Below are 19,791 nucleotides of genomic sequence, written 5' to 3'. Positions count from 1 at the left end.
GTGCCCCGGCTTATTCCCGACCGACGGAAATTATTTTCCGGAGGGGGCCGCCGTCGACTCGCGTTCCACCAGCGTGTGGCGCAGCAGCTGCTGCGCCGGGGCGCTGGTGCCGCCGCCGCGGCGGCGCTTGACCTCGTCCAGCAGCATGCTGACGGCGGCGCGGCCCATGGCGGCGATGGGCTGGCGCACGGTGGTCAGGGCCGGCCAGATGGTCCCCGCGATCAGCGTGTCGTCGAAGCCGGCGATGGACAGGTCGACCGGCACGTTCAGGCCCAGGCGGTGAGCGGTTGCCAGCACGGCGGCGGCCATGTCGTCGTTGGCGGCGAAGATGGCGGTGGGCCGGTCCTTCAGGGCCAGCAGCTTATCCGCCGCCGCCAAGCCGGAACGGTAGTTGAAGTAGCCCTGCTCCACCGGGGCCGCCGCGGGATCCAGCCCCGCCTCGCTGAGGGCATCCAGGAAGCCATGCAGGCGCTGGTCGCTGACGGTCTGATTGGGGTGGCCCTTGATGAAGCCGATGGTGCGGTGGCCCAGCGACAGCAGGTGCTGGGTCATGCGGTGCGCGGCCTTGTAATTATCGATGCGCACGGTGGCGACATCAGGGCCCGGCTGACCGGCGGCCACGGCCACGGCGGCCACGCCGGACTTGGCGATCTCCGCCAGGATGCTTTTGGCCTCGCACAGCGGCGGCGGCAGGACGACGCCGTCGACGCCGCTCTGCAACAGCTTCTGCAGGGCCGCCTTTTCCGTGGCGGCGGTGGCACCGCACTTTTCCACCACCAGTTGATGACCGGTCTTGCTGCTTTCGTCGAGCGCGCCCAGCAGGAATTCGCTCAGGAAGGCGACGCTGGGGTTGCTGTACAGCAGGCCGATACGGAAGGTTTCCGAGCCCGCCAAACGGCGGGCCGCCGGGTTGGGCGTGTACTTCAGCTCCTGAATGGCGGCCATCACGGCGGCGGAGGTGGCCGGCGTGACGTTGTTCTCATTGTTGATGACACGGGACACCGTCATCGGGGAAACACCGGCGCGCGCCGCCACCTCACGAATGGTGACCCCCTGCGAACTCCGCCCACGCCGCTTTTCCATACGCTTCCTGCTCCGCTTATCGGATCCGCGCATCCACTGCCGGTTTGCATCGGTGATAGCAGTACCATTGGGATTTGCGCAATCGCCTGCTGCCAGTTTTGTGTAAAAACTGGCCGGGATGCAGGCCTGCAGGGATGTTTGATGCCGCTTTACATGGGTAGGCGGCGTTAAAGTGGCGCCAATACAGGGCTATGGGGGTCGCAACTTGGCCTCGGGGCCTGCCGGCGAGTCGGCAAAGCGCCCCGCCGCCTTGCCAAATCTGCAAAGCGGCGGGGCCGTTCCCCCTTAAGGACTTGACCGTGCTCGCGTTTTCACACCTTGGCCCGCGTTACCGTGACGGCCTGCCCGGTGTAGCGAACCGTCTGGTCTGGCTTGGCGGTGAAGTCGGCCGGGGCCGCCTGGGCACCAGGCCCGACGAAGCGGACGTTGATCACACGATCCTGCACCATGCCGGGGAAGCTGCCGGCGCGGGTGCCGATGGTCAGCGTGCCCGACGCCTGGTCGAAGGACAGCGGGATGCGGCTGAAGGCGCCGTGCTCATAGCCGTAGGTCGTGCCCTCGTCCTCATAGAGGTCGAAGTGGCCGTCGGCGCCGGTATAGACGACGATGGTCAGCGGCGCGTCCGGCATCTGTCCCGTGTACTGCGTCACCGGCGCCGTGGGCACGATGGACCCGGCACGGACGAACAAGGGCATGCGCTTCAGGGGCGCGTCGGCGGCGATGCGCTGGCCGCCGTCATACAGCTTGCCGGTCTGGAAGTCGTACCACTGGGCGCCTGAGGGCAGATACACGGCCCGGCTGCGCGCCCGGTAATCCGTCACCGGCGCCACCAGGAAGGCATGGCCGAACAGGTACTGGTCATTGATGTCCCACACCTGGCGATCGGCTGGGAAGTCCATCACCAGGCCGCGCATGATGGTGCCGTCGCGGTGATAGGTGTCGGCCGCGAGGGTGTAGATGTAGGGCATCAGGCGGTAGCGCAGCTCGTCATACCAGACCAGGCTGTCGTAAACCTCCGACCCCTTGGGCGCGAGATTATAGATTTCGCGGTACGGGAACTCCCCATGCGAGCGGAACAGGGGAGAGAAGGCGCCGAATTGGAACCAGCGCAGGTTCAGCTCCCGCCACTCCGCCACGTCGGACGCCTTGGGGTTCTTGGCCGAATAGCGCTTTTCCAGGGCGAAGCCGCCGATATCCGTCGTCCAGTTGGGCACGCCGGACAGGGAGAAGTTGACGCCAGCCGAGATCTGGTTGCGCAGGTCGGTCCAGCGCGAGGCAACGTCGCCGCTCCAGCTGGCCGCAGCGTTGCGCTGCTGGCCGGCGAAGCCCGAGCGGGTGAGGATGAAGGCGCGCTTGTCGGGGTTGGCGGCGCGGTTGCCTTCATACACCGCCTTGGTGTGCATCAGCGGGTAGGAATTGAAGAACGCCGCCGACGGTCCCATCGCCGTGGGCCCCATGCGCAGCATGCGCTCCGGAATGTCGAGGTTGGAGTGGGTATCCGGCTCCGATGCATCCAGCCACCAGGCGTCGATGCCCAGTTTGTTCAGGTTCTCATTGATCTGGCGCCAATAGATTTGCCGCGCCTCCGCCGAATAGGGATCGTAGAAGGCGTTCTCATAGCCGTCCTTGCCCACCCAGTCGTGCTCATGCACCTCGACATTGCGGCGGTAGATGTGGCCCTTGGCGTCCAGCTCCTTATAGTTGTCCGTGGTGGGGTAGAACTTGGGCCACACGGAAATCATGAAGTGGGCGTTCTGGCCGTGCAGGGTGTCGACCAGGCCCTGCGGGTCGGGGAAGCGGGTGGCGTCGAACTTGTGGCTCCCCCAGTCGTCCTCGCGCCAGTAGAACCAATCCTCGACAATGTTATCCAGCGGCAGCTTGCGCTTGCGGAACTCCGCCACCGTGCCGGTCAGCTCGTCGGCCGTCTTGTAGCGCTGGCGGCTCTGCCACAGGCCATAGGCCCAGCGCGGCATCATCACCGCCTTGCCGGTCAGCTGGCGGTATCCCGCGATGACGTCGTCCATGTCCTTGCCCGCCACGACGTAATAGTCGATGGCGCGGGCGACGTCGGAGGTCAGCGACAGCTCATGCCGCTCCCCATCCGGCAACGGGTTCTGATGCATCAGGGAGATGAAGCCCCCTTCCGGCACCCATTCCACCTTCAGCGTCTGGGCCTTGCCCGCCACCATGGGCAGATCGAAATTGTGGTACCAGGGGTTCCAGTCCTGGCGCCAGCGGTCCATGACCACCTTGCCGTCCAGCGTCACCTTGAAATAGCCGCTGGCATAGACCTGAAAGCGGTGGACGCCGTCCACCGGGGACTCGATCTTGCCTTCCCACACCACGGACTTGTCCTTGGTGGCGCGCTGCTTGGCGTTGACGCGGCTGCCGCCGACCTCCTCCGGCCAGGCGGCCAGATCCTTGATGTACTGATAGTTGATGTCGCTTTCGACGCGGGTCAGCTTCAGCTTGCCGTCCTGGTAGTAGCGGGCGGTCAGGCCGCCCTCCTTCCCGTCGGCATCAAAGAGCTTCAGTTCCTTGGACATCAGCGGGTATTCGCGGGCATCGCCGAAGCGCGTGATGCCGTTGTTGTCCCACAGCACGCCGTAATTGCGCGTCGACACCACGAAGGGAATGCCGATGTCCATGTTGTGCTGGGCGAGTTCGACGTCCTCGCCGTTATAGTTCATCTGGGCGTTCTGGTGCTGGCCCAGGCCATAGAAGCCCTCATCCGTGCCGCGGTTGAACTGCTGGCGCACCTGGAAGAAGCCGGCCTCGCCCGTGGGCAGGGTGGCGGGCGCGAAGCTGCCGCCATCCACCGCCGTCAGCAGGGGCTGCCCCTTGGCGTCGAAGACGTTGACGGCGCCGCTGGCGACACTGACCTCGGCCCGCAGCTGCGGCGTGGTCAGAATGACCTGGCCGCCGTGCTCCGCCACCTGAAAGCCGCCGGTGGCGGGCTTGGCCACGGCCATCAGGCTGGCGGGCAGATCCAGGCTGTCACCCGGCACGGCGGTGACGTGGACGATGCGGTCGTTGATGACCTGCAGCCGCACCTTCTTGACGGCGGCGCTGGTAACCGTGACCACCACGCCGTCGGCGGTTTGCTGGAAGGGCGGCGACGGCGCCGTCATGGCGGCGACATCGGACGGGGATTTGGCCGTCTCGCAGGAGGCGAGCAGCAGCACGGGCGCCAAAGCGGCAGAGGCCAAGGCCCAGGAACGAACGTTCATGGCGATTCTCCGTGGGAGAAGATCGGGAAGGCGGGATCCGGCCCGGCCCCAGAGGCCAAGCCGGATCAACCGGGATCAGTAGGTGGCGAACCGCACCTTCAGGATCTGGGGGATGGAGGTGAAGTTCAGGCCGTAGTCGGTCTGGTCACCGTTCCACAGGCGCTCGAACACCCATTTGCCGTTCTCAAAGTGCCCCTCCTCCACGCTGGCCATCATGAAGCCGTTCTTGCCGGCCTTGGTGGTCTGGGCGAAGTCGACGCGGGCGTGATATCCCGCCACCAGGTATTCGTTGGGCGCCAACTCGGCGATGACGACGCCGCCGCAGGGCTTGTCGTTGCCGGTGGGTTTGGCCTCGCCGAACTGCGGCAAGCCATAGCCGACGGTGACCTTGTACGGCCCGAGGTCTAGCGTGTTGCTATGCTCGGCCGTCGGCTCCGAGGCACCCCAGACCTTGCCCTTCAGACTGAGGGCCGCCAGTTCGCGGTTCAGGGAGCCCAGCAGCTTGAAGTTCATCGCGAAGGGTTCCAGCGCCTCCGCATCGATCTTGGCCGCCCCCAGCGGGTAATTCACATAGCGGGTGTAGTCGATGCCGAAGGGCGCAAAGCCGATGCCCTGGTGGCCCAGGGTGGCGAAGACATAGCGGGCATAGACGCTGTCGTTGCCCGTCTCGGCCACGAACAGGGCGTTGTCCGGCCGCTTATACTGTTCCAGGGTCTTGGTGTAGAAATCGTAGCCGCGCTCGTAGATGTCCGGCCCGATCAGGTCGATGTTGGGCGCCGCCGCCTTCCAGATGTCCAGCACGTTCCAGGTGGGGCCGCCACTGGAATAGCTGTAGGGGTCCTGGTCCTTGAACGGGTCGCGCAGGGCGGCGTTCACGTACATGGGAATGGGGTATTCCGCCTTGCCGGCGGCCGCGACCTGGTCGACGAAGCGGGCGACGTAGTAGGCGTGGAAGAACTCATCCGCGTCCTTGCCGAACACATCCTTCCAGGTGCCGGGCTGCTTCTTCAGGGCCTTCACCAGATCGTCGGGCACCTTGCCGTCGAACACCTTCTGCGCCATGGGGCTGAAGTCGCGGATGGCACGATAGGTGCCGGTCTCATTCTCCACCTGCACCATCAGCACCGTGTGCTGCTGGCCGTCCACCTGCTTCAGATGGCGCATGAAGGCGACGAAGGCCTTCCTGTCGGCGTCCAGCGTGGCGGGGGCCAGCGGCGAGAGGGAACCGCGCATGATACCCTTGGATTCCACGACACGGGGGAAGCGGTCGTTGTCCAGCTTCACCCAATCCGGCGCGTAGGACGGGCTATTGTTCTTCCACGTGCCGAACCACAGCAGCACCAGGTGCTTCTTGTGCTCGCGCGCCTGGGCCAACAGGGTGTCGAGGAAGCTGAAGTCGAATTTGCCTTCCGTAGGCTCGATCTGCTGCCAGGCGATGGGCATGAGCAGGGTGTTGGCCTGCACCTGGTCCACCGCCGGCCACACCTGCGGCAGCACCGAGGGCCAGTTGCTGGAATTGTTGGCCTGGGCGCCCAGCACCAGATAGGGCGCCCCATCGACCATCAGGGCATAGCGGCCGTCCTCACGCACCAGGCGCGGCATCTCAGCGCTGTGCCCATCGGCGGCTTGCGCCCCCGAGGGGTGCGCCATCGGGGCCAGGCCGGACAGCATGGTGGCCGCCATCAGCAGGGAACGCCCAGCCTTCGTTATGTTCGAAACGCGTATCATCGGCAGGCCCTCCCAAGCCCGTATCTCTTTATTCAGGGCGCCGGTCACGCCAGCCCCCATCCCATCCAGCACTAGCCACATTTATATGATCATAGTGACCCGGGCGCGATCATACGCGTTAGCGGTATCAAATCAATCCGCATGTCTGATACCGCTACCAAGGCCGTGTGGCGGCGCACGCCCTTACTTTTGGCCTAGCCGTTCGCGTCTGCCCCAGGCGATCCGCCGCTGTTGCCGATGCGGCCGGCCCCTCACATAGTGGGTTTCACCCCCTTTGCCCCAGCCGAAAAGCCTAGCCGTGCCCCGTCTTGATCCCCGCCGCAGCACCCTTGCCGTGATCGACCTGCAGGCCCGGCTGATGCCGGCCATCCAGGGTGGCAGCGGCGTGGTGGCCAACACCCGGCGCCTGCTGGCCACCGCCGCGCTGCTGGACATTCCCGCCCTGTTCACCGAGCAGAACCCGCGCGGCCTGGGCGCCACCGTGCCGGAATTGGCGCCCGACGCGTCATCGGTGATCGCCAAGATGACCTTCGACGCCACGCCGGCGCCCGGCTTCCTGGATCGCCTGCCCCCGGACCATGCCGTGGTGCTGACGGGGTGCGAAACCCATGTCTGCGTGCTGCAGACGGCGCTGGGGCTGCTGGAGCGGGGGCGCCGCGTCTGCGTGGTAGAGGACGCCGTGGGCTCGCGCACGGTGGAGAACAAGGCCGCCGGCCTGCGCCGCCTGGCGGCCGAGGGGGCGGAGATCATCACCACCGAAATGGCGGTGTTCGAATGGCTGGAAAGCGCGGAACATCCGCGCTTCCGCAAGGTCATCGCCCTTATCAAGTAGAAAGGGCATTTCCTTGCGCGTTGGGGCACGCCTATAGACTGCGTAGGTCGTCCCCACAGCCAGGGCGGGACAAACGGTCGCGGCGACCGGAACCGCGAGTATTTGGAAGCGCTGTTCAGCGGACCACGAGGGCGCCGGCCGGCACTCTTGGCCTTGACCTGGCCACCGTCAAGTTTCATACGTCCAGGCCAAACAAAATGGCCGGAACAACACGGGCTTCGCGGCTCCCGGCTTCAGCGGGGCTGCATTCCCCAGTTGGCACAAATTATCATATTTAGCAGATTCGCATGGCCGCAAGATATCTTGTGACAAGAACCGCATATTTTCTTTTACCACTCAACGTAATATCTTTCTGTTGTTTTAAATTGACATCTATGTTGGTTATATCATTTGAAGTTTGGAAGTGACTTGGCAGAGATGCACAATTTCCCAGCAATGAAGCCTGCTATTTTAACGTGTAAATTCTGACACCCTCGTCGGCAGATTCCCTTGGCGATCCCGATAATGGCCATAGCCGGCGGCAAAGGACTTAACCGCGCCCAATTCGCGAAACGTGTCCGCTCTAATCCCCCGCAAAATTAGACGGATCAATCCCTTGGCATGGAGTGGCGGACTGAGCTGCCAGGAGGACACGCATCCCGCCCGCTCTCTCCCGAAAGGGGTGGGAAAGGGGACGAAAATTCCTCCAAAAGAGGCGTCTGTGCCCTTATCGCAACACATATCTATAGTTGAGCATATTGATTTTGCTGATAAATTCGCAAAATCGCCCGCCTCGTGAAGGGACCGGTACCAACTTTCATGGGAGCGCTAACATTCTCCCGTTGCAGGTCCGCATGAATCTCCATATGCATTTATATGACTACGGCGTGACGCATTAAAACGGCACTCCGGGCCAAAACGCGCGCGGGCCTTTTTGACCCGCGAGAATAAGATATCCAGGGAAGGGAAACGCCATGAGTTGGCCCCAGAATTCCTATCGTTCCTTTGTGCTGGCCGGTGCGTCCGTGCTGGTTCTCGGCGCCCTGACCGCCGCCTCCGTCGCGCGGGCCCAGGCCGCGGCGGCCGATGACGACCTGCAGGAGATCGTCGTCACCGGTCAGCGCTTCGCCCTGTCCGATGCCAATAAGCGCAAGGCCAACGCCGACCAGATCCTGGACAGCATCTCCGCCGACGACGCCGGCAAGCTGCCGGACAACAGCGTGACCGAAGTGCTGCAGCGCGTCCCCGGCGTGTCCATCACCCACTTCGCCGCCGTGGGCGACCCCGACCACTATTCGGTGGAAGGCTCCGGCGTGACCGTGCGCGGCCTGTCCCAGGTCAGCAGCACCCTGAATGGCCGTGAGGCCTTCAGCGCCAACGGCGGCCGCGCGCTGCTGTTCGAGGACGTGCCGCCGGAACTGCTAGCCGGCATCGACGTGCTCAAGAGCGGCACGCCCGACGTCATCGAGGGCGGCATCGGCGGCTCGGTCAACCTGCGCACCAAGATGCCGTTCGACTACGACAAGCAGACCATTAGCGGGTCCGTCGGCGCGAACTACGGCGACTTCATCCAGCAGACCAAGCCCGAAGCCTCGGTCCTGTACGCCAACCGCTGGCAGACCAGCATCGGCGAGGTCGGCGCCATGTTCGACGTCGCCTACAGCGACATCAGCACCCGCCACGACACCATCCAGGTCGAGCCCTACTTCCCGCAGACCTTCAACGGCAAGAACGTCTACGTTCCCGGCGGCTTCGACTGGCGCTCCGGCGAGTTCGACCGCAAGCGCCTGGGTGCCTATGAGGCCCTGCAGTGGTCGCCCAATCCGGACCTGACCTTCTACCAGACGGGCTTCCGCTCGGATTACTGGAGCAGGTCGACCGAGGCCGGTGTCTACAACGCGGGTGGCAACGCCGTCACGGTAAGCCCCGGCAGCACCAGCACCTTTAGCGCTTCGGGCGGTCTGCTGACCTCCAACAACCTCAGCTCCACCGCCGGCGATCCCTTGCAGATCGGCTCCGAGACCGGTGGCAGCGTGGCTTCCGCCAATCCCGGCCTGACGAACCAGCACAACGTCACCACCGACCTGTCCCAGGGCATGAAGTGGACGCCGACGAAGAACTGGACCATCAACACCGACTTCCAGTACGCCATCTCGCAGTCGCAGACGCAGCGCATCGACCTGTTCTCCCAGGTCTCCGTGCCCAGCTACGCCATCGACCTGACCGGCGACCTGCCGTCCATCAAGGTTAGCAACCCGGCCCAGGTCGCCGACCCGTCGCGCACGATCTGGGGCGCGACCATGGACCATCTGGAGAACCATATCGGCCGCGAGCTGTCCTGGTCGGGCGATGCCGACTACCATATCTCCGACACCGGCTTCCTGCGCGGCATCAAGGTCGGCGCCCGCTTCGCCGACCGGACCGAGAAGGACAACGTCTCCGGCTACAACTGGGTGGGCCTGACGGCGTCATTCAACGACCCGTCCACCTTCAAGTACCTGAGCAACGCCGCCCCCGGCGCCGTGACCGTCAGCGGCTTCAGCAACTTCTTCCGCGGCGCCACGGGCCTGCCCAGCGCCGCCGCCTTCCCGTCCTGGGCCTTGGCCGAAGGCTATCCGGCTAACCTGACCGCCATCCACCAAGCCTATGGCGAGCCGGGCGACAACACCCAGCCGGTGACCTACACGGCCTCCAGCCTGTCGCACACCAAGACCCGCACCGAAGCCGCCTACATCATGACCCGGTTCGGTGACGACGATCTGTTCGGCTGGAAGATGAACGGCAACTTCGGTGTCCGTGTCGTCAACAACGAGAACACGAGCGAAGGCTTCATCCAGCAGCCGACGGGCACCGTGTTCTATAACGGCGCCTCGGGCACCCTGCCGGGCGGTTTCACCGCCAATAGCGGCGGCCACAACAGCTTGATCGCCCTGCCGTCGTTCAATATCCAATTCATGCCGACCGACGAGGTGCATCTGCGCTTCGCCGCGTACCAGAACATGACCAACCCCAGCTTCAGCAACCTGAACGCCTCGGGTTCGCTCGGCCTGACCACCGACAACAACCACCTCATCACCGGTGCGACCGCGACCTCGGGTAACCCGAATCTGAAGCCGCAGTTGGCCAATAACCTGGACGTTTCGGCCGAGTGGTACATGCCTGATGGTGGCCAGTTCCATGTCGCCGGCTTCTACAAGCAGATCAAGGACTACATCTCCTACGGCGTGACCTCGGTCGATGTCCCCTTCGCCCTGCCCGGCGGCGTGACGCAGAGCATGAGGGCGGCGGTCAGCGGCTACTTCAACGCCCAGCCCGCCTATGTGAAGGGTGCTGAAATCGGCCTGCAGAAGTTCTTCAACTTCCTGCCGGCGCCGTTCGATGGCCTGGGCATCGACACCAACTTCACCTACATCTACAGCAAGAGCCCCGGCGATCTGTCCTATGACATGCTGGGCAACCGCATCAACGGCCTGCCGGTGGATCTGCTCTCGCGCTACAACTACAACATCACCGGCATGTACGAGAAAGGCCCGATCTCGGCCCGCCTCGCCTACACCTGGCGCAGCAAGTATCTGCTGACCCCGACGGCCAACGGCACCAACGGCACCTACACCAATGCCGCCGGCCAGACGGTCACCTACAACCTGCCCGTCTTCGCGGATGACTACGGCACGCTGGACGCCTCGGTCGCCTACAGCTTCGACGATCACATCACCCTGACCATCGAAGCCCAGAACCTGACCAACAGCGAAACCAAGACGCTGATGGGCTTCGGCAACCAGCAGTACGGCCGCAGCTGGTTCGTTGCGGACCGTCGCTACTCCGCCGTGCTGCGCTTCAACTATTGATCCTCCGCTCGCGGATGATATTCCGTCGGTAACGGAACCCCCGGCCTGTCATGGGCCGGGGGTTTTCCCTTTGTTAAGGTCCAGGCTCCATAGGGGCTGATACCACCACGGGAAGGAAGGACCATGGCCGACACTGAGGCCCCCACCGATGACGCCCGCGCCAAAGGCGCACCGGTCAAGAACGTCCTCATCGTCGGGGGCGGCACCGCCGGCTGGCTGGCCGCGGCCTACCTTGCCCGCACGCTGTCCATCGGCCAACCGGGCAGCGCGCGCATCACCCTGGTGGAATCGGCCGACATCGGCATCCTGGGCGTGGGCGAAGGCACCTTCCCCAACATCCAACGCACCTTGCGCCGTATCGGCATCGATGAATCGGTGTTCATGCGCGAGAGCGAGGCGACCTTCAAGCAAGGCATCCGCTTCGATCACTGGCAGCATGCCCCGGGCCCATCCGCCACGGGCGCCGGCCAGCGTGACCATTACTTCCACCCCTTCCAGTCCGCCATCGGCCCGCAGGATCTGGACCTGATACCCTATTGGCTGCTGGGTGCCGCGGGCGATGGCGTGCCGCTGGATACCGCGCTGACGATGCAGAAGCGGGTGGCCGACGCGGCCCTGGCGCCCAAGCGCTCCGGCGATGCCGACTACGCGGCCCCCCTGAACTACGCCTATCATTTCGACGCGGTGAAGTTCGCCCGTCTGCTGCGCGTCGTCGCCACGGATCTGGGCGTCCGCCACGTGATCGACACGGTGGACGCTGTGCCCCTGGACGAAACGGGCGCCGTCGCCGGCGTGGTCACGCGCGAAAACGGAACCCTGACGGCCGACCTCTACATCGATTGCACCGGCTTCCGCGCCCAGCTGATCGGCCAGGCGCTGAAGTCCCCCTACCAGTCCTGCCGCAAGTGGCTGTTCTGCGACCGCGCCGTGGCGCTGCAGGTGCCCTATGACCAGCCGGACGCCCCCATCCCCTCCTACACCATCTCCACCGCGCACGAGGCCGGCTGGACCTGGGACATTGGGCTGGAGACCCGGCGCGGCATCGGCCACGTCTATTCCTCCGACCATACCGACGACGCGCGGGCCGAACAGGTATTGCGCGACTACATCGGCCCCGCGGCCGCCGACAAGACGGCCCGGACCTTCCGCTTCGAGGCCGGTTACCGGCCGGAACCCTGGGTGCGCAACTGTGTTGCCATCGGCCTGTCCAGCGGCTTCTTCGAGCCCCTAGAATCGACCGGTATCGTCCTGATCGAGGTGGCGTCCGTGCTGCTGACCAGCCTGTTCCCCTGGGCGGGTGACATGGCCACGGCGGCGCGGCAGTTCAACCGCATCATGCGCCAGCGCTATGAACGGGCGCTGGACTTCCTGAAGCTGCACTATTGCCTGACACGGCGGACCGATACCGCCTTCTGGCGCGACAACGCCGACGCGGCCACCGTGCCCGACACGCTGCACGACCTGCTGGACCGCTGGCGCCATCGCCCACCGGAGGGGTTGGACTTCGACCTCAACCTTGACACCTTCAGCGAGGCCAGCTGGCAGTTCGTGCTGTACGGCATGGGTTACCACACCGATCTCAGCGCCCAGGCCGGCGCCTTCCGCCATATGGATGAGGCGCGTCAGCAGTTCGCCGCCATCCGCGCCGGCACGGAGCAGGCCCTGGCCGCCCTGCCCCGGCACCGCGACCTGATCACACAGATTTACCGCCATGGCCTGCGCCCGCGCACGCCCTTCGGGGGCGCCCCCTCAGGCCGGGCCAACCTGTCCTCCGGCATGGCCGGCCTATCCCGCTAAGCGCTCTCCCGAAGCAGCCCTCGCCCAATGTCTGATAAAACCGTCGGAGGTCCTCTCCGGCGGTTTTTGACTCTTGTCTGAAAAATACGACCTGAGTCTCAGGCCTACCTAAGTAGCGATCGCGGGCGTGGCGGCGGTGGGGCGTGGGAACCGAAATCGCGCTGTCTTTGTCACGGATAGCGGCATCCGCGCAACACCTCGCCGCCGCGGCGAAGCAACTACCAGAGGTGGTTGCTATGTGCAGGATTTAAAAACACTTTTTCAATATTCGCTACGCTATGGAGCGTTTGGATATTGGTTAAAACCGCGACTTCCTAAACATTGTGTAAAGGACCGCTACCATTTTTGATGGGAGCGCTAACATTCTTTGGTTGCATGCAGGCGAGAAGTCCCATATGGATTTATATGACCACAGGCTGACGCCTTAGAGCGGCGCCTTGGCAAAAAGAGCCGCGGTTCTGCCGTGGAATAATATAAATCAGGGAAGGGAAACGCGATGCGACGCTCCAATCGCTCCTATCGTAATTTCATGTTGGCGGGCGCTTCGGCGCTGACCATTGGCGCGATCGGCGCCACGTCTTTCGCATATGCACAAACCGCCTCCCCAGCGGCGGGCGATGATTTGCAGGAAATCGTCGTCACTGGCCTTCGCAAGAGCATCGAAAGCTCGCAGGCCATCAAGCAGAACTCCGAACAGATGGTGGATTCCATCACCGCGACGGACATCGGCGCCCTGCCCGACCGCAGCGTGACCGAAGCCCTGCAGCGCATCTCCGGCATCACCATCCAGCGCACGCCCGACCCGCGCGACGCCGACCGCATTTCGGTCGAGGGCGACGGTGTACAGGTGCGCGGCTTGAGCTGGGTGCGCGGTGAATTCAACGGCCGCGACAGCTTCTCGGCCAAAAGCGGCCGCACGCTGAGCTTCGCCGACATCCCGTCGGAACTGATGGCCGGCGTCGACGTCTACAAGAACCCATCGGCCGATTTGGTCGAAGGCGGCATCGGTGGCACCATCAATCTGCGCACGCGCCTACCCTTCGACAGCGAAGAGCGCATCCTCGCCTACTCCGCCGATTACAGCTATGGCGACCTGGTGGGCAAGGGCAAGCCGTCCGGTTCCGCCCTCTACAGCGACCGCTGGAACACCGGCATCGGCGAAGTGGGCGTGCTGATCGACGTGGCGGACGGCAAGTTCGCCAGCCGTACCGACACCGTGTCGGTCGACCCCTTCCAGGCCCGCACCGACCTGGTGCCCGGCCAGACCGTCTATGTCCCCACCGGCTTCGGTTACCGCAGCCTGGAATTCACGCGGGAACGCAAGGGCATCGTCGGTGCGCTGCAGTGGCGGCCCAGCAGCGACCTGGAATTCACGGCGCAGTACATCCGGTCGGAAGCCACGGAAGAGTCGCTGGAGAACGCCATCGGCCTGGATTCCGGCACCGGCAACGGGCCGGCCGCCGGGACCAGCTTCAAGTATGACGCCCAAGGCAACTATATCTCCGGCACCATCGCCGACACCGTGGGCGGCACCACCAACAACCCCGACGTCATCGACAGCCGCTACGACATCAAGGAATCGGTCACGTCCGACTATTCCCTGCACATGAAGTGGACGCCGACCAAGAACTGGAACATCAGCGGCGACGCCCAGTACATCGACGCCACCAGCAAGCAGCTGGACTTCACGGTTTTCGAAGCACTGACCAATCCCCTGCCGGCGGCGACGCTGACGCTGAACGGCAGCGGTCTGCCCACCATCAACATTCCTGCCAACAGCAGCTTCATCTCCAACCCCGCGAACTACTACTACAACGCGGCGATGGACTATCATAACAACAACGAGGCGCATGAGTGGGCCGAGCGCCTGGACGCCGAGTACAGCTTCGACGACGCCGATTGGCTGAAGTCCTTCCGCTTCGGCGTCCGTCACACCGACCGCAAGTCCATCACGCGTGAAACCAACTACAACTGGGGCGGCGTGGTGCAGAGCTGGGGCGCCAACGGCATCCAGACGCTGAACCAGACCACGCCCGGCGCGTCGTCGGCCAGCGTGTGGCCGCTGCAGAACTTTTATCGCGGCGGCGTGACCGTCCCGACGCAGTTCGTCATCCCCAGCGCCTCGCTGAGCAAGGGCTTCTACAATGGGGTCGCGGCCCAACTGAAGGCGCTGTCGGCGGCGGACTCGTTCGGCAACTGGGTCCCATTCAACGGCGACTACAGCAGCTACAACGGCGGCGGCGCCGGTGTGAACACCCAGACGGAAGAGACCACGGCCGGTTATGCCCTGGTGCGTTTCGAACATGATGTGCCCTTCTTCGGCGGCAACAAGCCGTTTGACGGCAATGTCGGCTTCCGCGTCGTCAACACCGATGCCCAGGGCTCGGGCAACGCCAACTTCGTAACCGTGACCAACCTCAACGGCGCGCCCTCGTCGGACCTGGCCTTCGCCAACGGCGCCCGCACGGTCATCAGCGGCGGCCGCAACTACACCGACCTGCTGCCCAGCGTGAACCTGCGCCTGAAGCTGCGCGACGACCTGCAGTGGCGCTTCGCCTTCGCCCAGTCCATCGTTCGTCCGGACTTCTCGCAGTTGCAGCCGTCCTTGAACATCGGCGCGACCGCCGGCCTGCTGGATAGCAGCGGCCACTGCCAGAGCCTGGGAACGGGCGCCACGGGCAACTGCGTCTATCAGTGGACGGGCTATGCCGGTAACCCGAACCTGAAGCCGATGCGGTCCAACCAGTTCGACACCTCGATCGAGTGGTACTTTGCCCCCACGGGCAGCATCACCGCCGCGGTGTTCAACAAGGATGTGTTCGACTTCATCACCACGTCGCCCCAGAACGTCGCGTTCACCAACAACGGCGTGACCCGGAACGTCCTGGTGGTGCAGCCCTACAACGCCGGCCAGGGCAGCGTTAAGGGCTTCGAGTTCGGCTACACCCAGTTCTATGATTTCCTGCCGGGCATCCTGAGCGGCCTGGGCTTCCAGGGCAACGTCACCTTCGTGCAAAGCGAGGGTGGCCGCAACGCGGCGGCCAACCCCTACGACGCCACCCAGGTCACCAACGCCGCGCCGACCAGCACCAGCCTGCCGCTGGAAGGCATGTCGAAGTGGAGTTACAACCTGGCGGGCATTTACCAGAAGGGCCCGTTTGAGTTCCGCCTGGCCTACAACTGGCGCCAGCGCTACCTGCTGACCACGTCGGCGGCCAACATCAACATCCCGGCTTGGTCGGACGATTACGGCCAGTTGGACGCGTCCTTCTTCTACACCGTCAACAGCTACCTGAAGGTGGGCGTGGAGGCGGCCAACCTGACCGATGCGCAGACCCGCATCCTGGTGGGATATCCGGGCCATCTGACCTATCACAACTGGGTCGACGCCGACCGGCGCTACGCCTTCGTCATCCGCGGCTCCCTGTAACGCTTTCTCCCGGGGAGTCTCGTTGTCTGGCCCTGTCACTTCCCGGTCGCGCTGGTCGCGCCGGGAAGGCAGGGCCTCCTTCTTTAAGGCCGTTCCCTGCCGTAAGCTGGGCGGCCAACGATAAGATCATGTGGGGAGGATGCCGCCATGGCCGAGGCGATGCGGAGCGGGCGTAGGATCGTGATCGTGGGCGGCGGCACCGCCGGCTGGATGGCCGCGGCTGTCCTGGCCCGGGTGCTGAAGGGCAGATACGGCACCATCGAACTGGTGGAATCCGCCGAAATCGGCACCGTCGGCGTGGGTGAGGCCACCATCCCCCCCATCCAGTTCCTGAACCATCTGCTGGGCATCGACGAGGTCGACTTCGTCCGCAAGACCCAGGCCACCTTCAAGCTGGGCATCGAGTTCGTGGACTGGACGCGGCTGAACCACCGCTATTTCCATCCCTTCGGGCCGCATGGCCACACCATCGACGCCGTGTCCTTCCATCATTACTGGCTGCGCCAGCGAGCCAAGGGCGACACCAGCGACATCGGCGACTACTCCCCCTCCACCGTCGCAGCGCGCATGGGCAAGTTCCAGCCGCCGGCACCGGACGCGCGACCCGGCGGCCCCGTCATCGCCTACGCCTATCACTTTGACGCGGGCCTATACGCCCAGTACCTGCGTGGCATCGCCGAGCGCAACGGCGTGAAGCGCACCGAGGGCAAGATCGTCCAGGTGACGCGGCGCGCCCCCGATGGCTTCATCGACAGCCTGGTGCTGGAGAACGGCACCCGCGTGGCGGGCGACCTGTTCGTCGACTGCTCCGGCTTCCGCGGCCTGCTGATCGGGGAGACGCTGAAGGCCCCGTATGAGGACTGGTCCCATTGGCTGCCTTGCGACCGCGCGGTGGCCGTGCCGTGCGAGGGCGTGGCGGCGATCACGCCCTACACCCGCTCCACCGCGCGGCCGGCCGGCTGGCAGTGGCGCATCCCGCTGCAGCACCGCATCGGCAACGGCCATGTCTACAGCAGCCGCTTCATCAGCGATGACGAGGCGACGGCCACCCTGCTGGCCAACCTGGACGGCAGGCCCCTGGCCGACCCGCGCCCGCTGCGCTTCACCACCGGGCGCCGCCGGAATTCCTGGACCAAGAACTGCATCTCCCTGGGCTTGGCCTCCGGCTTCATGGAGCCGCTGGAATCCACCAGCATCCATCTGGTGCAGAGCGGCCTGTTCCGCATGGTCTCGCTGCTACCCCGCGACGGGTTCGAGCAGGCGACGGTGGATGAGTACAACCGCCTGACCAACATCGAATACGAACAGATCCGCGACTTCCTGATCCTGCATTACCATGCGGTCGAGCGGGACGATTCTCCGTTGTGGAATTACTGCCGCACCATGGAGATCCCCGACAGCCTGCGGCACAAGATCGACCTGTTCCGCGCCCGGGGCCGCATCGCCCGCTTTGATGAGCAGTTGTTCGCGGAGCCCAGCTGGGTGGCCGTGTTCCTGGGCCAGGGCATCCAGCCGCACTCCTACGACCCCGTGGCCGACGTCATGCCGGAGGCGGAGGTGACGGCGCGCCTTGCCCGCATCCGCGAGGCCATCCGGCGCATGGCCGACGCCCTGCCCACCCACGCCGACTTCATCAACCGGCATTGCCGCGCCGACCGGCCGGTGGCAGCATGACAACGCTGGCATCCCCGGGAAGATGTCCAGCCAGGGGGTAAGAAGAACAACGGGATGGCCTGATATGAGTGCATCGGGAAGCGCATCGAGATCGGGTGTGGACGGATCGGGCGACCGCATCACCGTCATCGACGCCTTGCGGGGAACGGCCCTGGTGGGCCTGTTCCTGCTGCACACCATCGAGCATTTCGATTTCCTGAGCGATGCGGCCGTGCCGCCGGCTTGGCTGAAGCCGTTCGACACCGCGGCTCACGACACGGCCTTCTTCCTGTTCGCTGGCAAGGCCTACGGCATCTTCGCCCTGATGTTCGGCATCAGTTTCTCCCTGATCCTGGGCAGCTGGTCGCGGCGGGCGGGCAGCACGTCCGCGCGCTTCCTGTGGCGGCTGGCCGTGCTGTTCGCCATCGGCTATCTGCACGGCCTGATCTACTGCGGCGACATCCTGACCATCCTGGCCGTCATGGGCGCCCCCCTGGTGCTGCTGCACCGCCTTGGCGATCGGGTTCTGCTGGCCCAGGCGGCCGTGCTGCTGATCCAGCCGCCCACCCTGTGGCAGGTGGCGGGCCTGCTGAGCGGCACCGCCCCCACGCCGGCCGTCCCCGTCCACTGGACGGTGTATGAGGGCCTGATGCCCATCTACGCAAACGGCGGCTTCTGGGACGTGGTGAGGGCCAACCTGTGGCAGGGCGTGCTGGCCCGCACCTTCTGGACCATCGAGACTGGCCGCTATATGCAGATGATGGGCCTGTTCCTGGTGGGTCTGGTGGTGGGGCGCAACCACGTCCTGGAGCGGGCATCCCAGCATCGCCGCCTGCTGCAGGGCATCCTAGCCAGCGGCGCGCTGGCCTTCGCCGTGCTCTATCCCCTGAAGCGCCTGGCGGAGGGCGCCGGCCTGCCAGCCATGACAGCCTATGAGGTGACGAACCTGGCCAGCGCCTATTGCGGCCTGGCCCAGATGGCCATGTGGGCCAGCGGCTTCGTCCTGCTGTATCCCCGCCTCCAGGCCCTGGCACCGCTGCGGGCGCTGGCCTCTTTCGGGCGCATGAGCCTGACCTGCTACGTCACCCAGGCCCTGGTCTTCGTGCCGCTATTCTACGGCTACGGCCTGGGGCTCTATCGCTACATGGGCCCGTTCTACAGTGTGGCCAGCGGCATGGCCTTCGTCATCCTGCAGTGCGCCGTCGCCCACTGGTGGCTGCGCCGCTATCGCTACGGTCCGCTGGAATGGGTCTGGCGCGCCGCCACCTTCCGCACCCTGTCCCTGCCCCTGCGCCACACCCCGAAGGCGGCGCTGGCGGACGCAGCGTAAACACACCCGAACGCCCGGAACCAGCCAGTCCCGGGCGTTCGTCTTTCCGGCAACGTTCGGCGGGTTTACTTGGCCTTGGCCAGCGCTTCCTTCACCACCTTGTCGGCCAGGGGGGCCATGGCGACGTAGCCGGCCTCGGTCGGGTGCACGCCGTCGGACGCCAGGCCGGGCTTGAAGTCGCCCTTGCCGTCACCCACCACGTCCTTGTAGTCAACGAACAGGGCGCCCACCTGGGCCGCGTAGTCCTTCAGCCAGGCATTGTGCGCGGCGATCTTGGGCGCCGGGTCCAGGCCATGGTGCCACTTGAAGTCCAGCGCCGGGGGAATGCCGGCCAGGATCACGGTGATGCCGTGCTTCTGCGCCAGCTCCACCATGCTCATGATGTTGTTCTTCAGCTGCTGCGGCGATACCGGCCCCCAGTTCTGGGCCAGGTCGTTCGTACCGGCCATGAGGTGCACGACCTTGGGGTGCAGGTCGATGACATCCTGCCGGAAGCGCAGCAGCATCTGCGCCGTGGTCTGGCCACTGATGCCCCGGCCCACGCGGCCGGGCGTGAAGAAGCCGGGCGTCTTATCCACCCACAGCTGGGTGATGCTGTCGCCCATGAACACCACCTGCACCGAACCTGGCTTCAGCTTCTCATTGTCCGCGGCATAACGGTTGAGGTAGGCGAAGTCGTTGTGCAGGCGGTCTTCCTCTTCCTGGTGCCACTTGGCCACCTGCTCAGCACTGGGCGGCTTGTTGTCCTCGGCCAGCGCCGGGGCGGCCATCAGACCGGCCAGCATCAGGGCGGCAGCGACGGTACGTTTCTTCATTCAAGGTTCCTCCCATGCGGACCCCGCAGCCGGGATCCCAATTAATAAAGCATATTAATCTATTTA

At 64.9% G+C, this 19,791-nt stretch carries 10 protein-coding genes; 6 read left to right on the top strand and 4 right to left on the bottom strand.

The annotated features are described in order from the left end of the window. Positions 1 to 30: 30 nt before the first annotated feature. The 3 genes from Y958_RS17395 to Y958_RS17385 all read right to left on the bottom strand — a co-directional run bounded on the left by Y958_RS17395 (position 31) and on the right by Y958_RS17385 (position 6,041). Entirely contained in the window at positions 31 to 1,083 is a 1,053-nt protein-coding gene (locus Y958_RS17395) for a LacI family DNA-binding transcriptional regulator (protein ID WP_040846938.1), read from the bottom strand. A gap of 311 nt (positions 1,084 to 1,394) precedes the next feature. Beyond that, positions 1,395 to 4,313, bottom strand: coding sequence for a TIM-barrel domain-containing protein (locus Y958_RS17390; RefSeq protein ID WP_244909567.1), 2,919 nt, complete (start codon positions 4,311 to 4,313; stop codon positions 1,395 to 1,397). A 75-nt stretch (positions 4,314 to 4,388) separates the two neighbouring features. Next, positions 4,389 to 6,041, bottom strand: a complete 1,653-nt coding sequence (locus Y958_RS17385) for a GH35 family beta-galactosidase (protein ID WP_186291456.1) — start codon at positions 6,039 to 6,041, stop codon at positions 4,389 to 4,391. 298 nt (positions 6,042 to 6,339) lie between these two features. Between Y958_RS17385 and Y958_RS17380 the strand changes: the two genes are divergently transcribed. The 6 genes from Y958_RS17380 to Y958_RS17355 all read left to right on the top strand — a co-directional run bounded on the left by Y958_RS17380 (position 6,340) and on the right by Y958_RS17355 (position 18,910). Then, a complete protein-coding gene (locus Y958_RS17380; RefSeq protein WP_088873244.1) occupies positions 6,340 to 6,873 on the top strand; it encodes an isochorismatase family protein in 534 nt (177 codons plus the stop codon). A gap of 953 nt (positions 6,874 to 7,826) precedes the next feature. Then, positions 7,827 to 10,700 carry a TonB-dependent receptor gene (locus Y958_RS17375; protein ID WP_088873243.1) on the top strand — a complete coding sequence of 958 codons (2,874 nt, stop codon included), beginning with the start codon at positions 7,827 to 7,829 and terminating at the stop codon, positions 10,698 to 10,700. A gap of 123 nt (positions 10,701 to 10,823) precedes the next feature. Next, positions 10,824 to 12,497, top strand: a complete 1,674-nt coding sequence (locus Y958_RS17370) for a tryptophan halogenase family protein (protein ID WP_088873242.1) — start codon at positions 10,824 to 10,826, stop codon at positions 12,495 to 12,497. Positions 12,498 to 12,993: 496 nt separating this feature from the next. Then, positions 12,994 to 15,927 (top strand): TonB-dependent receptor, encoded by a 2,934-nt coding sequence (locus Y958_RS17365; protein WP_088873241.1) that lies wholly within the window; start codon positions 12,994 to 12,996, stop codon positions 15,925 to 15,927. Positions 15,928 to 16,074: 147 nt separating this feature from the next. Beyond that, positions 16,075 to 17,601 carry a tryptophan halogenase family protein gene (locus tag Y958_RS17360; RefSeq protein WP_088873240.1) on the top strand — a complete coding sequence of 509 codons (1,527 nt, stop codon included), beginning with the start codon at positions 16,075 to 16,077 and terminating at the stop codon, positions 17,599 to 17,601. A 64-nt stretch (positions 17,602 to 17,665) separates the two neighbouring features. After that, positions 17,666 to 18,910, top strand: coding sequence for a DUF418 domain-containing protein (locus Y958_RS17355; RefSeq protein WP_186291455.1), 1,245 nt, complete (start codon positions 17,666 to 17,668; stop codon positions 18,908 to 18,910). Positions 18,911 to 18,975: 65 nt separating this feature from the next. On the opposite strand, the gene Y958_RS17350 is transcribed toward Y958_RS17355, so the two are convergent. Then, entirely contained in the window at positions 18,976 to 19,725 is a 750-nt protein-coding gene (locus Y958_RS17350) for an SGNH/GDSL hydrolase family protein (RefSeq protein WP_088873238.1), read from the bottom strand. Positions 19,726 to 19,791: the final 66 nt, after the last annotated feature.

It is taken from the genome of Nitrospirillum viridazoti CBAmc (assembly GCF_000730165.1).
Classification (GTDB): Bacteria; Pseudomonadota; Alphaproteobacteria; order Azospirillales; family Azospirillaceae; genus Nitrospirillum; species Nitrospirillum viridazoti.
The sequence above is the reverse complement of the archived record's forward strand: the minus strand, read 5'-3'. Positions and strand labels throughout refer to the sequence as shown.